8 protein-coding genes are annotated in these 14,947 nt (G+C 59.1%); 5 read left to right on the top strand and 3 right to left on the bottom strand.

All coding sequences use genetic code 11. From position 1 onward, the window contains the following. The first annotated feature begins 6 nt into the window (after positions 1 to 6). From SxD43FB_RS13590 to rpoC, 3 genes are all read left to right on the top strand, one after another. The gene (locus tag SxD43FB_RS13590; RefSeq protein WP_096062631.1) at positions 7 to 1,350 is read left to right on the top strand and encodes an aminotransferase class V-fold PLP-dependent enzyme; all 1,344 of its coding nucleotides are present in this window, start codon (positions 7 to 9) and stop codon (positions 1,348 to 1,350) included. Positions 1,351 to 1,657: 307 nt separating this feature from the next. Then, on the top strand, positions 1,658 to 5,824 hold the full coding sequence (gene rpoB, locus SxD43FB_RS13585; protein WP_096062630.1) for a DNA-directed RNA polymerase subunit beta: 4,167 nt from the start codon (positions 1,658 to 1,660) through the stop codon (positions 5,822 to 5,824). A 79-nt stretch (positions 5,825 to 5,903) separates the two neighbouring features. Further along, positions 5,904 to 10,160, top strand: coding sequence for a DNA-directed RNA polymerase subunit beta' (rpoC, locus tag SxD43FB_RS13580; protein ID WP_069066851.1), 4,257 nt, complete (start codon positions 5,904 to 5,906; stop codon positions 10,158 to 10,160). Between the two features lie 155 nt (positions 10,161 to 10,315). On the opposite strand, the gene SxD43FB_RS13575 is transcribed toward rpoC, so the two are convergent. Next, positions 10,316 to 11,218 carry a hypothetical protein gene (locus SxD43FB_RS13575; protein ID WP_141249515.1) on the bottom strand — a complete coding sequence of 301 codons (903 nt, stop codon included), beginning with the start codon at positions 11,216 to 11,218 and terminating at the stop codon, positions 10,316 to 10,318. A gap of 230 nt (positions 11,219 to 11,448) precedes the next feature. Between SxD43FB_RS13575 and SxD43FB_RS13570 the strand changes: the two genes are divergently transcribed. Both SxD43FB_RS13570 and SxD43FB_RS24805 read left to right on the top strand, forming a co-directional pair. Then, positions 11,449 to 12,543, top strand: a complete 1,095-nt coding sequence (locus SxD43FB_RS13570; protein ID WP_096062628.1) for a GSCFA domain-containing protein — start codon at positions 11,449 to 11,451, stop codon at positions 12,541 to 12,543. Next, entirely contained in the window at positions 12,540 to 13,232 is a 693-nt protein-coding gene (locus SxD43FB_RS24805; RefSeq protein ID WP_141249514.1) for a hypothetical protein, read from the top strand. Before SxD43FB_RS13570 ends, SxD43FB_RS24805 begins: the two co-directional genes overlap by 4 nt. A gap of 23 nt (positions 13,233 to 13,255) precedes the next feature. Here the strand turns inward: SxD43FB_RS24805 and SxD43FB_RS26300 are convergent, their stop codons facing one another. Beyond that, complete coding sequence (locus SxD43FB_RS26300; protein WP_096062627.1) at positions 13,256 to 13,990, bottom strand: CatB-related O-acetyltransferase; 735 nt, start codon at positions 13,988 to 13,990, stop codon at positions 13,256 to 13,258. 31 nt (positions 13,991 to 14,021) lie between these two features. Then, entirely contained in the window at positions 14,022 to 14,909 is an 888-nt protein-coding gene (locus tag SxD43FB_RS13560) for a sulfotransferase domain-containing protein (protein WP_141249513.1), read from the bottom strand. Between the last annotated feature and the right edge of the window lie 38 nt (positions 14,910 to 14,947).

Below are 14,947 nucleotides of genomic sequence, written 5' to 3'. Positions count from 1 at the left end.
CAGTTTATGGTGACGCGGCGGACATTTCTGGGCAGCGGCGGGATGGCGGTTGGCGGCGCGATGGGGCTGGCTGTGGGTAGCGGAACGGCGCGGGCGCAGGCGTTCGCTACGGATGTGAAATGGCCTGAAGAAGCGCGGTTTCACTTTAGCGGCGATATGGCCGATTTCGACGCGGCGCAGGCTGCGCTGGCGAGGCTCTATGCCGTCAATCGCGATGTCGGGACGTTCGATGCGGCCTATTATGGGGCGATGACCCTGCCGGTGCAGGCGGCCTATGCGGCGCGGTCCCACTGGGTCAATCACAACCATGCGCTGTTCCTGCGCAATGGCGCGGCAGGCCATCCGCGCGACGTCGAACTGGACAAGTCGCGCGCGGCGGTTGCCAAGATGCTTGGCGCGTCGGTCGAGGAGATCGCGCTGGCGGGCGGCGGGACCGAGGCACTGTACGCGTTGATCGCCAATTATGCGCGGCTCAAGGCGGGCGACGCGGTGATCTATGCCGATGTCGATTATGACGAGATGCAATTTGCCTGCGACTATCTGGAGCAGAGCCGGGGCGCGCACATCGTCCGCTTCGACCTGCCCGAACCACATACCGAAGCGAACATCCTGTCCGCCTATGAGCGGGTGTTGGAGGAAACGCCGCGCGCGAAACTGCTGTTGCTGACGCATTTGTCCAACCGCAACGGGCTGGTGCCGCCGGTCAAGGCGATCGTCGCCATGGCCAAGGCGCGCGGGGTCGACGTGATCCTCGACAGTGCGCAGGCGGTCGGCCACCTGCCCTTCACCGTCGCGGAGACGGGCGCGGACTTTATCGGCTTTTCGCTGCATAAATGGCTGGCCGCGCCTTTGGGGACCGGGGGCATCTATATCCGCAAGGACCGGTTGCAGGACATAGCGCCATGGCTAGGCAACCGCATCCATGGGGCGGACGATATTCGCGCGCGCATTCCGACGGGTACGGTCGATTTCGCGGCACGGTTGACGGTGCCCTATGCGATCGCGGTGCAGGAGGCGATCGGTCTGCCCGCGAAACATCGCCACCTGCTGGCGCTGCGCGATTACTGGATCGATCGGGTGCGCGATGTGCCGGGCGTACAGATCCTATTGCCCGAACTGCCGGGGCGGCATGGCGCGGTGGCGGCGTTCCGTTTGCCGGGCATGGGCGGGCCGGACGATGCGAAGAAAGCGGCGGCGCTGTTCCTGAACAAATATGGCCTGTTGGTGGTGGCGAAGGCGGGGCTGGCGTCCGGGCCGGTGCTGCGGGTGACCCCCGCCCTGTTCAATAGCAGCGCTGAACTCGACCGGCTGGTGGCGGCGATCCGGGCGGAACGGGGGCTGTTTGCCTGACACCCCCCTTCCCAAAGCCGGACAAGCAGACTATATGGGGTGCAATCCGGTCGTCTTGTCGCCAGTCTTGGCAGTGGGTCGACCGTCTCCCGTATCGTTCGGGGACCGGGGCCGGTTAGCGCGTGGCCAAGGGCAGTATTGAACGAAAACGGCGAGTCATCAGGTGCTGACAGTGCGGATCGGACAGTCCCGACCCGCACTTTTTTGCGTGGACGAAAGCGGTGCGAATCACCCCTTCTCCATCGCGCTTCGACTGAATTTTCGCTGCGATGCGGAAAAACGCGACGAATGAAGGCAAGGACCAAGCATGGCGACCAAAGCTCTCCCCCCGATCAGTAACACCGGCGCGAAGAAGCGCATCCGCAAGGTGTTCGGCGACATCCACGAAGTGGTGCAGATGCCGAACCTGATCGAAGTGCAGCGGGAGAGCTATGAACAGTTCCTCCGTTCGGACCACTCGATCGGCTATGTATCGGGCCTGGAAAAGACGCTGCGCAGCGTCTTCCCGATCCGCGATTTCGCGGGCACCGCCGAAATGGACTTCGTCCATTACGAGCTGGAAGACCCCAAATATGACGTCGAGGAATGCCGTCAGCGCGGCATCACCTATGCAGCGCCGATGCGCGTCACCCTTCGCCTCATCGTGTTCGAAGTCGATCAGGACACCGAAACCCGCTCCGTGCTCGATATCAAGGAGCAGGACGTCTATATGGGCGACATGCCCCTGATGACGGGTAACGGCACCTTCATCGTCAACGGCACCGAGCGCGTGATCGTCAGCCAGATGCACCGTTCGCCGGGCGTCCTGTTCGACCATGACCGCGGCAAGACCCATTCGTCGGGCAAATATCTGTTCGCCGCGCGCGTCATTCCCTATCGCGGTTCGTGGCTGGACTTCGAGTTCGACGCCAAGGACATCGTCAACGTCCGTATCGACCGCAAGCGCAAGCTGCCGGTCACGGCGTTGCTGTTCGCGCTGGGCCTCAATGCCGAAGAAATCCTTGGGCATTTCTACAACAAGGTGACCTTCGTCCGTGGCGAAGGCGGCTGGCAGATTCCCTATACGCCCGAAGCATGGCGCGGGCAGAAGCCGTCGTTCGACATCGTGGATGCCAAGTCGGGCGAAGTCATCTTCCCGTTGGGCACCAAGATTTCGCCCCGCGCCGCCAACAAGGCGGAGAAGGACGGCCTGACCCAGTTGCTGATCCCGACCGAGGAAGTCTATGGTCGCTACAGCGCCTATGACCTGGTCAATGACGCGACTGGCGAAATCTATGTCGAAGCCGGTGACGAAATCAGCCCGGAAAATCTGGAAAAGCTGGATCAGGCGGGCATCGACCGTCTCGAGCTACTCGACATCGACCATGTCACCACCGGTCCGTGGATCCGCAATACGCTCAAAGCCGACAAGGCCGAAGAGCGCGACCAGGCCCTGAGCGATATCTATCGCGTCATGCGCCCCGGCGAGCCGCCGACCAAGGAAACCGCCGAAGCGCTGTTCGCGGGCCTGTTCTTCGATCCCGAACGCTACGACCTGTCGGCCGTGGGCCGCGTGAAGCTCAACATGCGGCTTGAGCTGGATGCCGAAGACACGGTCACCACCCTGCGCGTCGAGGACATCCTCGCCGTCGTCAAGGAACTGGTGAACCTCAAGGACGGCAAGGGCGAAATCGACGATATCGATAACCTCGGCAACCGTCGTGTGCGTTCGGTCGGCGAGTTGCTGGAAAACCAGTATCGCGTCGGGCTGCTGCGCATGGAGCGCGCCGTCAAGGAGCGTATGTCGAGCGTGGACGTGTCGACGGTGATGCCGAACGACCTGATCAACGCCAAGCCCGCCGTGGCCGCCGTGCGTGAATTCTTCGGCTCATCGCAGCTGTCGCAGTTCATGGATCAGACCAACCCGCTGTCGGAAGTCACCCACAAGCGCCGCGTGTCGGCGCTTGGGCCGGGCGGTCTGACGCGCGAGCGTGCAGGCTTTGAAGTCCGCGACGTTCACCCGACCCATTATGGCCGTATCTGCCCGATTGAAACGCCCGAAGGCCCGAACATCGGTCTGATCAACAGCCTCGCGACGTTCAGCCGGGTAAATAAGTACGGCTTCATCGAAACGCCCTACCGCAAGGTCATCGACGGCGTGGTGAGCGATGACGTCGTCTATCTGTCGGCGATGGAAGAGGCCAAGCACACGATCGCGCAGGCGAACGCGGAGCTGAACCCCGACCACACGCTGGCCGAAGACCTGATCTCGGCGCGTGAAGCGGGCGAGTTCCTGATGGCGCCCAAGGATCACATCACGCTGATGGACGTCAGTCCCAAGCAGCTGGTGTCTGTTGCGGCCTCGCTCATTCCGTTCCTGGAAAATGATGACGCCAACCGCGCACTCATGGGATCGAACATGCAGCGCCAGGCGGTGCCGCTCGTCAGTGCCGAGGCCCCGTTCGTGGGCACCGGCATGGAAGGCACGGTTGCGCGCGATTCGGGCGCGGCCATCGCCGCCAAGCGTCCCGGCATTGTCGATCAGGTCGATGCGACCCGTATCGTCATCCGCGCGACCGGCGATATCGAACCCGGCCAGTCGGGCGTCGACATCTACACGCTCCAGAAGTTCCAGCGGTCGAACCAGGACACCTGCATCAACCAGCGTCCGCTGGTGAATGTCGGCGACCTGATCGAAGGCGGCGACGTGATCGCCGATGGCCCGTCGACCGAGTTCGGCGAGCTGGCGCTGGGCCGCAACACGCTCGTCGCGTTCATGCCCTGGAACGGCTACAACTATGAGGATAGTATCCTCATTTCCGAGCGCATCGTGAAGGATGACGTCTTCACCTCGATCCATATCGAGGAGTTCGAGGTCATGGCGCGCGATACGAAGTTGGGGCCAGAGGACATCACCCGCGACATCCCCAACGTCGGCGAGGAAGCGCTGCGCAACCTCGACGAAGCGGGCATCGTCTATATCGGCGCCGAAGTGGAGCCGGGCGACATCCTGTGCGGCAAGATCACCCCCAAGGGTGAATCGCCGATGACGCCGGAAGAAAAGCTGCTGCGCGCGATCTTCGGTGAAAAGGCGAGCGACGTGCGCGACACGTCGCTGCGTCTGCCACCGGGCGTTGCGGGCACGGTCGTCGAAGTGCGCGTGTTCAACCGTCACGGCATCGACAAGGACGAGCGCGCCATGGCGATCGAGCGGGAGGAAATCGACCGCCTCGCCAAGGATCGCGAAGACGAACGCGCCATTCTGAACCGCGCGACCTTCAACCGTCTGCAGGAAATGCTGACGGGCCAGGTGGCAACGGCTGCGCCCAAGGGCGTGAAGAAGGGCGTCGAAATCGACGAGGCCGTGCTGAGCGAAGTCGAGCGGCATGAATGGTGGAAGTTCGCGGTTGCGGACGACATTCGTCAGGCCGGCATCGAAGCCGTCAAGGCGCAATATGACGAAGCGGTGAAGTCGATCGTCGACAAGTTCGAGGATCGCGTCGACAAGCTGCAGCGTGGCGACGAACTGCCGCCGGGCGTGCTGAAGATGGTCAAGGTGTTCGTGGCGGTGAAGCGCAAGCTGCAACCGGGCGACAAGATGGCTGGTCGCCACGGTAACAAGGGTGTTATTTCGCGCATCCTGCCGGTCGAGGACATGCCGTTCCTGGAAGACGGCACCCATGTCGACATCGTGCTCAACCCGTTGGGCGTGCCGTCGCGCATGAATGTCGGGCAGATCTTCGAAACGCATCTGGGCTGGGCTGCCCGTGGCATCGGCCAGCAGCTCAAGCACGCGCTGGAAGACTGGCGCGAGGCCAATCCCAACCCTGAGCCGGGCGTCATGCCCGACGCGGTGCGGGATCGGTTGCTGACCGCTTATGGTCCGCAATATGCCGACGAGATCAACGCCCGCACGGCCGAGCAGATCGTCGACCTGGCCGAACATCTCCAGCGCGGCGTGCCGATGGCAACGCCGGTGTTCGACGGCGCCCGCGAAGCGGACGTGTCGGCGATGCTGGAACTGGCGGGGCTGAACACATCGGGTCAGAGCGACCTGTATGACGGCCGCACCGGCGACAAGTTCGACCGTAAGGTCACGGTAGGCATCATCTATATGTTGAAGCTCCATCACCTTGTCGACGACAAGATCCATGCCCGTTCGATCGGCCCCTACTCGCTCGTCACGCAGCAGCCGCTGGGTGGTAAGGCGCAGTTCGGTGGTCAGCGCTTCGGGGAAATGGAGGTCTGGGCGCTCCAGGCCTATGGTGCCGCCTATACGCTGCAGGAAATGCTGACGGTGAAGTCCGATGACGTGGTCGGTCGCACCAAGGTCTATGAGGCGATCGTCAAGGGTGACGACACGTTCGAGGCCGGCATTCCCGAAAGCTTCAACGTGCTGGTCAAGGAAATGCGCTCGCTGGGCCTCAACGTCGAACTCGCGACGATGGACGCGATCGCCGACGAGGACGACGGCTTCGCGGCGGCGGCGGAGTAAAGGGATTGCGGGCGCTGTTTGACCGCAGCGCCCCTTCCCCTCAGCCCATCAGAATTTCCCTCTCCATGAGGACATGAACATGAATGAACTGACCAACTTCGCCAATCCGGTCGCCAAGACCGAGACGTTCGACCAGATCCAGATCGGCCTTGCCTCGCCAGAGCGCATCCGGTCCTGGTCCTTCGGCGAGATCAAGAAGCCCGAAACCATCAACTATCGCACGTTCAAGCCCGAACGCGATGGCCTGTTCTGCGCGCGCATCTTTGGTCCGATCAAGGATTATGAATGCCTGTGCGGCAAGTATAAGCGCATGAAGTATAAGGGCATCGTCTGCGAGAAGTGCGGTGTCGAAGTTACCGTGAGCAAGGTGCGCCGCGAGCGCATGGGCCATATCGAACTGGCCGCGCCGGTTGCGCATATCTGGTTCCTGAAATCGCTGCCGTCGCGCATCGGCCTGCTGCTCGACATGCAGTTGAAGCAGCTGGAGCGCGTCCTTTACTTCGAAAGCTATATCGTCACCGAGCCGGGCCTGACCCCGCTGGAGAAATATCAGCTTCTCAATGAAGACGAACTGCTCGACGCGCAGGATCAATATGGCGAGGACGCTTTCACCGCCGGGATCGGCGCGGAAGCGGTCAAGATCATGTTGATGGATCTCGACCTTGAGGGCGAGAAGAAAATCCTGCTCGAAGAGCTGGCGACGACCAAGTCGGAGCTGAAGCCCAAGAAGATCATCAAGCGCCTTAAGGTCGTCGAGAGCTTCCTGGAATCGGGCAACCGCCCCGAATGGATGATCCTGGACGTCGTTCCTGTGATTCCGCCAGAGCTGCGCCCGCTGGTGCCGCTGGACGGTGGTCGTTTCGCGACGTCGGATCTGAACGATCTCTATCGCCGCGTGATCAACCGTAACAATCGCTTGAAGCGGCTGATGGAATTGCGCGCGCCGGACATCATCGTCCGCAACGAAAAGCGCATGTTGCAGGAAGCCGTCGACGCCCTGTTCGACAATGGCCGTCGTGGCCGCGTCATCACCGGTGCCAACAAGCGTCCGCTCAAGTCGCTGTCCGACATGCTCAAGGGCAAGCAGGGTCGCTTCCGTCAGAACCTGCTCGGCAAGCGCGTCGATTATTCGGGTCGTTCGGTCATCGTGACCGGTCCTGAGCTGAAGCTGCATCAGTGCGGTCTGCCTAAGAAGATGGCGCTCGAACTGTTCAAGCCGTTCATCTACGCGCGTCTGGACGCCAAGGGTCTGTCCATGACCCTGAAGCAGGCCAAGAAGTGGGTCGAGAAGGAGCGCAAGGAAGTCTGGGACATCCTGGACGAAGTGATCCGCGAGCATCCCGTGATGCTGAACCGTGCGCCCACGCTTCACCGTCTGGGCATCCAGGCGTTCGAACCCGTGCTGATCGAAGGTAAGGCGATCCAGCTTCACCCGCTGGTCTGCTCGGCCTTCAACGCCGACTTCGATGGCGATCAGATGGCTGTCCACGTTCCGCTGAGCCTTGAGGCCCAGTTGGAAGCGCGCGTGCTGATGATGTCGACCAACAACATCCTCTCGCCTGCGAACGGCAAGCCGATCATCGTCCCGTCGCAGGACATGGTGCTAGGCATCTATTATCTGTCGATGGAGCGCGAAGGCGAGCCAGGCGAAGGCATGCTGCTCGCCGACATGCAGGAAGTGCATCAGGCGCTGTTCGCCAAGGCCGTGACCCTGCACAGCAAGATCATCAGCCGCGTGCCGCAGACCGACGAAGCCGGGAACAGCTACCTCAAGCGCTACGAGACGACGCCAGGCCGCATGTTGCTGGGCGAATGTCTGCCCAAGGCGCACAAAGTGCCGTTCGACGTCGTCAACCGCCTCCTCACCAAGAAGGATGTGGGCGACGTGATCGACGAGGTTTATCGTCACACCGGCCAGAAGGACACGGTGCTGTTTGCCGACGCCATCATGGCGCTGGGCTTCAAGCACGCGTTCCAGGCGGGCATTTCGTTCGGCAAGGACGACATGGTCATTCCGGACTCGAAGGAAGGCACGGTCGCCGAAACCAAGGCGCTGGTGGCCGACTATGAGCAGCAATATCAGGACGGCCTGATCACCCAGCAGGAAAAGTATAACAAGGTGATCGATGCCTGGTCGCAGTGCGGCGACAAGGTGGCGAACGCCATGATGGACGAGATCCGCGCCCAGCCCAAGGACCCCAAGACGGGCCGTCTGGCACAGATCAACTCGATCTACATGATGGCGCATTCCGGTGCGCGCGGGTCTCAGGCGCAGATGAAGCAGCTGGCCGGTATGCGCGGTCTGATGGCCAAGCCGTCGGGCGAGATCATCGAAACGCCGATCATCTCGAACTTCAAGGAAGGTCTGACCGTCCTTGAATATTTCAACTCCACCCACGGCGCCCGCAAGGGTCTGGCCGACACCGCGCTCAAGACGGCAAATTCGGGTTACCTGACCCGCCGTCTGGTCGACGTCAGCCAGGATTGCACGATCGTCGAGGAAGATTGCGGCACCGAAAAGGCGCTGGAGATGAAGGCGATCGTCCAGGGCGGCAGCGTCATCGCGTCGCTTGGCGAACGTATCCTGGGCCGTACCACGGCCGAGGACATCGTCGACACCAAGGATGGTTCGGTCATCGTGCCGATCGGCACGCTGCTCGACGAAGCGCTGATCGTGCAGATCGAGGCGATCGGTACGCAGGCGGTCAAGATCCGCAGCCCGCTGATCTGCGAGAGCAAGATGGGCGTCTGTGGCAAATGCTATGGTCGTGACCTTGCCCGCGGCACCCCGGTCAATATCGGCGAAGCGGTCGGCGTCATCGCGGCGCAGTCCATCGGCGAACCGGGTACGCAGCTCACCATGCGGACCTTCCACATCGGCGGCGCGGCGAACTTCAACGAAACGTCGAACCTGGAATCGATGGCGGACGGCACGATCGAACTGCGTGACATGCCGACCATTACCGACAAGCAGGGCCGTCGCCTGAGCCTCGCCCGCAACGGCGAGATCGCGATCATCGACAGCGAAGGGCGCGAGCGCGAAACCCATCGCCTGCCTTATGGTGCCACCATCCTGTTTGCAGATGGCGACACGATCAAGAAGGGCGATCGCTTCGCGGAGTGGGATCCGTTCACCATGCCGGTGATCACCGAGCGTCCGGGTATCGTGAAATATGTCGACCTGATCGACGGCAAGACGCTGGCCGAACAGACCGACGAAGCCACGGGCATCGCCCAGCGCGTCGTCACCGAACATCGTGGTGCCGCGCGTACCAAGGAGGATCTGCGTCCGCGCCTGACCCTGCTGGACGATGGTTCGGGCGAAGCGGCCCGCTATATGCTGGCGGTCGGTGCGACCCTGTCGGTCGAGGATGGTGCCACGGTGTCGGCCGGTGACGTGCTGGCGCGTGTCAGCCGCGAAGCGGCCAAGACCCGCGACATCACGGGCGGTCTGCCGCGCGTGGCGGAGCTGTTCGAAGCGCGCAAGCCCAAGGACAACGCCATCATCGCCAAGGTGTCGGGCCGCGTCCAGTTCCTCAAGGATTATAAGGCGAAGCGCAAGATCGCCATCAATCCCGAGGATGGCGGCGAGCCGGTCGAATATCTGATCCCCAAGAGCAAGGTGATCGACGTCCAGGAAGGCGATTTCGTCAAGCGCGGCGACAATCTGATCGGCGGTTCGCCCGATCCGCATGATATTCTCGAAGTGCTCGGCATCGAGCCGCTGGCAGAATATCTGGTCGCCGAAATCCAGGAAGTCTATCGTCTGCAGGGCGTGAAGATCAACGACAAGCATATCGAGACGATCGTTCGTCAGATGTTGCAGAAGGTCGAGATCATCGAGTCCGGCGACACCACCTTGCTGGTGGGCGAACAGGTCGACCGCGAGGAAATGGACGAGATCAACAGCAAGCTGGCACCGGGCTTCCTGCCCGCCGCCGGCAAGCCCGTGCTGCTTGGCATCACCAAGGCTTCGCTGCAGACCCGCTCGTTCATCTCGGCTGCGTCGTTCCAGGAAACCACCCGCGTCCTCACCGAGGCAGCGGTTCAGGGGAAGAAGGACACGCTCATTGGCCTGAAGGAAAATGTCATCGTCGGCCGCCTGATCCCGGCGGGTACGGGCGCTGGCATGAACCGGATGCGGGTTGCCGCTTCGTCGCGCGATGCAGCGATGCGCGCCTCGCTGCGGGCCGCTAGCCAGATCGACCTGATCGCGCCCAAGACGGCGGCGGCCGAACATGCCGCCGAACTGCGCCAGGGGCCGGAAGCGGCGATCGGCGATGATCCGCTGGGCGCCGTGCAGGGTGAAGACTTCACCACGCAGGACGCGGAGTGATCCGATAGGGTGTTGGGGCCACATGCCGTTCAGGCTGTGGCTCCGGCGCTGACGGTGCTTTGAGCGCCCAGGAAAAAGCCCGCCGGAGCGTTTGACGCTCCGGCGGGCTTTTTCATGAGGGTGCGGCGGGGGCGGTAGCCCCCTGCCCTGCCCGGTTAGCGGTCGATGGTCACATCGTCGAAATAGACGGTCTGGTGGCCCTTGGCATCGGCGGAGCGGTAGCTGCCGAGTTCGACGCCCAGTTTCGGGCTGACGGCATAGGTGGCGGGGTTGAAACCCCATTGCACCGGCCGGTCGAACTGCTTTTGCCCGTCCTGCCAAAAGCCGATGCGGCCCTGCATGGTGCCGCGCTGGTCAGCCGATTGCAGTACGAAGGAAAAGCGGTTCCATTCGCCCTTGCGCACCGAGCCTCGGTAAAGGACGCCCTTGTCGCGGGTGTCGTAATAATAATAATTTTGCGCCTGAGGATTGCGCACCGCGATGATGAACTCCTGCACATCGGGCGACTTGTCCTTGCGCCGCGACAGCGGAACCATGCGCAGCGACAAGATGGGACCGCCCGGCTTGACGTTCTTCACCTTGGACGTCTTGCCGGCCATGGCGGGTTGAAAGACCTGGAAATGGATCATCTGGCGCGGCGGGGTGTCATAGCGCTGGTCCAGCTTCATCGCGAAGCTGATCCGCGTGGCCCCCTTGTCGCCAATCTGCATCCGCCCCTGTTCCCCACCGGGCAGCGGTTTGTAATGCGACCAGAAACTGTACATGATCTTGTTCTTGGCCGCGCCCTGGGCGCTGGGGTCCATCGAGATGCGCAGGCAACTGGGCGGGGTGAAGCATCCCCTGGACACGACCTGCGGCCGGTCAGCAGCCTTGGTGCCCTTGTCGGTGGTGGCGTTGAAGGTCAGGTTGCTGCGCGGATCGACGATCGCGTCCGAACCCTTGGCCTTCATATGCTGGCCCTGGTCGAAATCGACCGAGAGACGGCGTTGGGGTTCGGCGGATACGCCCATCGCGGTGCCGAGGCCTGCCACGAGCAGCGACCAGCGCAAGACTGTCATACGATGCGCCATCCTACCATCATCCTTTTATATGTTGCATACGCGAATATCATAACGTGCCATGTGCAAGCGCGATCCATGAAAAGTCTTAGTGTCACAATGTTGCACCGATGATGAACCGCCTTTTCATTACCAGGGCGATCCGATATGATCCGTTGCAGTGCAACAAACAGAGTTGGTGATCTTCGTTTTTTCCTGTTGCAACAGACAATAAGGTAGGTGAACCGGCGATGGCAAAGAAAGCACAGACAGTGGACGGTGTCAGTTCGACCAATCCTTACGAAGATCTGCCCAAGAAGGCCTTCTGGCGGCCCGCCATCGCTGAACGATCCATGTTCGACATTGCAGAATTATGGTCGCCCAAATTTCGCATTGCGCCGCGCGCCCCGGTGGCGACCTTTGGTTCCTGCTTTGCGCAGCATATCGGCAACGCACTGAAAAATCGCAAATTCAATTGGATGATCGCTGAAACGCCGCCCGTCGGGATGAGTGAGGAAGGCGCAAAGCTGTTCAATTATAATATTTTTTCGGCGCGCACGGCCAATATTTATACCACATCCCTATTGCGGCAATGGACCAGTTGGGCATTGGGGCATAGCAGCCCGCCAGAGGAATATTGGGAGAAGAACGGGCGTTTCTACGACCCGTTCCGCCCGGCAATCGAGCCCAATGGTTTTGCGACGCTGGAAGAGATGCTGCTGTCGCGCGAAGAGACCATCAAGGCCTTTCGCACCTGCATCACGGACTCGCACTTCTTCGTGTTCACGCTGGGGCTGACCGAAAGTTGGTTCAACCAGGAGCAGGGATATGAATATCCCATGTGCCCCGGCACGGTCGCTGGGGAATTCGATGCAGAGAAGCATCGGTTCCGCAATCAAACCTTTGAGCAAGTCCGTTCTGCATTAGCCGACTCAATCCGTATGATGCGGGCGGCAAATCCAAAACTGCGGTTTATCCTGACTGTTTCGCCGGTGCCCCTTACGGCGACAAAATCTGATCAACATGTCCTGATCGCCACCATGTATTCAAAATCGGTTCTGCGGGCAGTTGCTGGTCAGATCGCTGAAAATCAAAAAATCGTAGATTATTTTCCTTCCTATGAAATCATCAATAGCGCTGTTTTTAGAGGCAGTTTTTTCGAACCCAACATGCGGGGAGTTAATAAGCGCGGTGTAGATTTCGTAATGGATCATTTCTTCCAAGGGCTAGTGTACCAGTTTGGCGACTATTTCTCTGCAGGTCCTTCTCGTCCTGCGGCTTCAACCAAGAAGTTGGACGAAGTATGCGAGGAGGAATTGCTCGGTGCTTTTGGAGAAAAAAAGTGAAGATCGCAGTCATCGGCAACAGCCACATTGCGTCCCTCAAGCGTGGCTATGAAACTCTGTCACGTCGCTCCGCTCATGAACTCGTCTTCTTTGGCGGAAGAGGATTAGCTCTGAAAGATATGGAAGTTGACGACTGCTGCTTGGTGCCAACTAGCAATGCTTCTCGAAAATCCATATCTTTCACTTCTGGAGGGATAGACCGAATAAACGTAAATGATTTCGACGCATTTCTCTTATATGGATTGGAAGCGAAAGCGCTTATCGTTCCTCAAAGTCGGTTTTACTCAGACGCGGTCATACGAAGATCCGCGTATGACGTAGTACATGAAAAGCTATGCTACGAAATATTGCTCAAGCTACGGTCAATCACAGAAAAACCTATATTCATTGGCCACAATCCGTTGAGAGGCGCACATAAAAAGCCAGGAAACTCAGACACTTCTTCTTACGAGCGCGGAATAGAATATCTCAACCAAATTGTTTATGCGCATTTGAACGCACTTGTTATTCCTCAACCCAAAAAAACAATCGTCCATGGGGATAGTACGGACATACTATACGCGCAAGGTTCAAAGCGACTGGCGATTGGGGATGATAATGACGATGCACTACATCCCACAATAGACGTTACCCACATGAATGATGCCTTCGGCGCATTATGGCTGAAGTCATTTTTTAAGAAAATCTAATATTCTACGGAAAAGAGGGATCCCTATCCGCGCTTAACAAAAAGCTTTTGGGGGACATAAGGCTCTAGGCCCTTGTCGATTAGCTCTTCGAGTGTATCGAGCGCTTGTGATGGATGCGACATATTCAGATCTCGCAACTGCCACGTTGCAAATCGCCACCACTGCAATCGCAACAATCTCTCTATCAGCAGTTCGTCAAATCGATACCGAATGATACGGGCTGGGGAGCCAACGACAATGGCATAGGGTGGAACATCCTTAGTAACTATGCTCCGTGCACCGATAACAGCGCCGTCGCCGATGGTGACCCCGTTCTTGATAAAAACGCCCGTGGCTATCCAACAATCATTTCCGATTTTCGTTGGCTTAGGGCGCTCCATAACGGCATTTTTTGTATGGGCGCGTCGATCAGCATCATATTGGTCTTTAAATTCATAAGTATCGCGAACGTCGAAGATACCTGCCTGATACTGGAAGGGGTGCGTGCTCAGCCAATCTACAGGATGATTACCCTGTCCGATATGCAATTGATTCGAAAGGGAGCAATAACGGCCGATATGTGTATGGTATAGAAATCCGCCCGACACGTAAGAAAAAGCCCCCATGCTGAAATCATGGAAGATACGAGTTTCGGAAATTCTGATAGGCGGCTCAATATTTCCCCAGAAGCGAGCGATATCTTTAGGCGCCATATTGTGATTGATGCCAAATTTTCGCAGCTGCTCAACAGAATCCTTATCGCTATTCAAAATTTCCATTTTCGTCTTTCGCTGCAATTTGGATCAAATTTCAATAATCGGCTAAGGTGACATCCTCACGCCAGATTTCACCAGTCTCAGGATAAAGCCGCCGCATCTCTGCCATTTCCGACGCGTAGATTCGGTTCAGAAATTCAATATCCTCAGGCTCCACCACTGGCGGGTCGACTTCCAACATCTTTTTATAGCGGGGATCACGCTGCCTCAAGCTGTTGACCTGATCAATGCCATCCTTGAATGCGAGCACCCGGCCATCGAATGTGATGCGGAAGTTGGCATTGCTGTCCTCCTTGACCTTCGGCTTGCCCAAGTCGCTGACTTCGTCAGGATTGAGGGAAAGCCAATCAAAAATGATACGGTCATATAGAGGCTTGTTCGCGCCATATTTTTCGAGAAAGAATACCCGGATATTCTCTTCGGAAAACACTTTCCGGTAATTTTTGATGTGATCGGAATAAAAGCCGATATCGACCAGGCCAAACTGCCGCGGCAGATTGCGTATGCGATCGGCCGTGCCGATGCGGCCCATGCGAAACTGGTGAAAAAAGCCGGATATGGCGCGCATGGACGGATGCCGGAGGATCATCAAAATCTTCGTGTCGGCACCCAGAAAGGATCTGATCGATTCAGGGATCGGTGGCTTGGGATTCGACGTCGGCATGCAAAAACGCCGGTCCGTTCGATCCGTCCAGAGATAGCCCGGCGTTGCATCCAGGCGGTAGGCCATCTCGCCGCCACCGGCATAGCGCCGCAGATAGGATTCTATGTCCAGATACCATTTGGTCTTGGTAAAGAAGTTCAGTTCCTTTTCCGGCGGCATGAATATTTGTGGATGTGCCGCCAATCGGGTCGCCAATGTCGTCGTCCCGGCCTTTTGAGCCCCGGCGATTATCAGGTTGGGACGAACGTCGAGGCCCATTTTATGGTATTCTTTCCATAGATAACTGTCTGCGCGTT

Source organism: Sphingobium sp. D43FB, assembly GCF_002312805.1.
Taxonomy (GTDB): domain Bacteria; phylum Pseudomonadota; class Alphaproteobacteria; order Sphingomonadales; family Sphingomonadaceae; genus Sphingobium.
The sequence above is the reverse complement of the archived record's forward strand: the minus strand, read 5'-3'. Positions and strand labels throughout refer to the sequence as shown.